The sequence below is a fragment of the Streptomyces mauvecolor genome, assembly GCF_039532965.1.
Classification (GTDB): domain Bacteria; phylum Actinomycetota; class Actinomycetes; order Streptomycetales; family Streptomycetaceae; genus Streptomyces; species Streptomyces violascens.
The window spans coordinates 1-2,432 of record NZ_BAAASQ010000026.1; the positions used below are offsets into that span (position 1 = coordinate 1).

The window sequence follows — 2,432 nt, forward strand, 5'->3', positions numbered from 1 at the left end:
TACGCCGGAGCAAACCCCCGGATCAGGTCGAACCCGTACACCATCTCCATGGACGCAACCCACTCCGAGCCCCGGCTTGCGCCACGGCCCCGCGTGCGAGGAGCAATGCTCAAGGCCTGTGGATCGGCATCGGGAGGAACGGAGCAGGCGTACCTTCCCGAATGATCCTTTGATGGTCACCGAGTAGGCCCGCGTTCGCAGCGCGGGTCGGGGAGGCACGCCCGTGCTCAGGGTAGTGAATGCCGACGGTTCCACCGAGTCCGGCTCCCTGATCGACGACATCGTCCGGCAGGGCGCCCGACACATGCTGGCGCGCGATCACCGGCGCCCACCTGGTGCCCCTGGTCCGCGCCCGAGCCCGGTTCGAGAACGGCGCGCTTGTCGAACGTCTCGGTGGCAGCACAGCTGTCTGACTGGTCAGGGCCTAAGCTGCGGGGATGATCAAGCCCATCGAACTCGTCATATTCGACTGCGACGGCGTACTGGTTGACAGTGAGCGCATCGCCGCGCGCGTGCAGGTCGCCCTCGGAGCTGAGTTGGGCTGGCCACTGACCGAGGACGAGGTCGTGGACCGGTTCATCGGGCGCTCACACGCGGCCATCCGCGAACAGGTCGCGACTCAACTCGGCGAGGACACAGCCGCGACCTGGTCGGAGAGGTTCGAGCAGCTCCACCGCGAGGCCGTGGACGCCGAGATCGCCCCGGTCGAGGGCCTGCCGGAAGCCCTCGACGCGCTCATCCTGCCGACCTGCGTCGCCTCCAGCGGCTCCCACGACAAGATGCGGCACACCCTCGGCCGCACCGGACTCTACGAACGCTTCGCGGGCCGCATCTTCAGCGCCACCGAGGTCGCCCACGGTAAGCCCGCCCCAGACCTGTTCCTGCACGCCGCCCGACAGATGGGTGTCGCTCCAGCAGCCTGCGTGGTGGTCGAGGACAGCCGGCCCGGCGTCCGCGCTGCCCGCGCCGCCGGCATGCGATCTTTCGGCTATGCCGGCGGGCTCACCCCGGCTGAACGACTTGAAGGCCCCGACACCACTGTCTTCTACGACATGCGCGAACTGCCGAAACTCATCGCAGAGCGGTAGTCACCCTGCACCGTCCCACCCACAAGAATTGACAATTGCTCGGTTGCGCTTGCCCTCAGGTGACAACTCGTGGTCCGAGACAGGAGGAAGAACCGGCGGTGGGAGTAGCGCCGCATCAGGTGCTCGACCAGCGCCCGGCCAACCCCCTGCCTGGGGTTCGCCGGATTGACCACGACGTCCTGGACGTAACAGATGTGCTCGTCATCGGAGACGGTCCGGGCCAGTGCGAGGAGCGTTCCTGATCCATCTCGTGCCGTAAATGACGAGGTGAGAGTTCACAAGACCGCGACAGAGCTTGTCGACATCGCTGGTGTAGCCCTCCCAGCCGACCCCGAATCGTAGAGGTGCAGCATCTCAACAGGATCGAAAACGCCCTCTTCTGCTAGGCAGTTTCGTTTGGATCATCTGATCGTTGGTCCGGGTGTGCCGTTGACTGATGCGCAGTGGGCGCGGATCGAGCCGTTGCTTCCGGGCCGGACGCCCGGACGAGGTGGCCGATGGCGCGATCACCGCGAGGTGATCGATGCGATTGCCTGGAAGTTCCAGACGGGGTCGCAATGGGTCCATCTGCCCGGGAAGTACGGCAATTGGAGAGGGGTCTGCAACCGGCTGCGAATGTGGGCCGCTGATGGAACCTGGCAGCGGTTGTTCACCGCGCTGATGGCCCAGGCCGATGCCGGCGAGGACCTGAACTGGGCTGTCTCGGTGGACTCCACGATCGTGCGCGCTCACCAGCGTGCGGCCGGGTCTCGCAAAAAGGGGACCCGGCCGACGAGCCAGACGACCACGCCATCGGCCGGTCCCGCGGCGGACTGACCACAAAGATCTACCTCGCAGCCGACAACAACTGCCGCCCTCTCGCCTTCCACCTCACCACCGGACAGGCCGGCGACGCACCCGCCTTCCCGGAAGTGACGGCCCGCCTGCGCGTTCCCCGCCGCCGCGGGCGGCCCCGCACCAGGCCGGATGTGGTCCTGGCCGACAAGGCGTACTCCTCACGCGCCATCCGTGAACACCTGCGCAAGCGGGGCATCCGCACGGTCATCCCTGCCCCCGCCGACCAGCAGGCGAACCGGCTGCGGCGAGGCAGTCACGGCGGCCGGCCACCCGCCTTCGACCGCGAGACCTACAAGCAGCGCAACACCGTCGAGAGATGCATCAACCGCCTCAAGCAGTGGCGAGGCATCGCCACCCGCTACGAGAAGACCGCAACCATCTACCTGGCCGGACTCCACATCGCAGGCATCTTCCTCTGGTCCGCACGCTGATCCAAACGAAACGGCCTAGGTGTATTGATCACGAGCGTTGTTAACGCTGGTTGGTCTTGATCATGGCGAAGACCTC

Annotated in this window: 1 protein-coding gene and 2 pseudogenes; 2 read left to right on the forward strand and 1 reads right to left on the reverse strand. The window is 66.4% G+C overall.

The genetic code is table 11. The features are described 5' to 3' along the window. Nucleotides 1-437: 437 nt before the first annotated feature. Complete coding sequence (locus ABD346_RS30720; protein ID WP_344379324.1) at nucleotides 438-1,088, forward strand: HAD family hydrolase; 651 nt, start codon at nucleotides 438-440, stop codon at nucleotides 1,086-1,088. On the opposite strand, the pseudogene ABD346_RS38680 reads toward ABD346_RS30720, so the two are convergent. Then, nucleotides 1,046-1,336 (reverse strand): annotated as a pseudogene (locus ABD346_RS38680) (GNAT family N-acetyltransferase); the annotation flags it as partial. The gene ABD346_RS30720 and the pseudogene ABD346_RS38680 overlap by 43 nt on opposite strands. Before the next feature lie 160 nt (nucleotides 1,337-1,496). On the opposite strand from ABD346_RS38680, the pseudogene ABD346_RS30725 reads away from it, so the two are divergent. Further along, nucleotides 1,497-2,356, forward strand: a pseudogene (locus ABD346_RS30725) (IS5 family transposase). Nucleotides 2,357-2,432: the final 76 nt, after the last annotated feature.

Excerpts from the sequence above, each read along its gene's own strand:
- ABD346_RS30720 (WP_344379324.1), top strand. The coding sequence starts at position 438 with ATGATCAAGCCCATCGAACTCGTCATATTCGACTGCGACGGCGTACTG.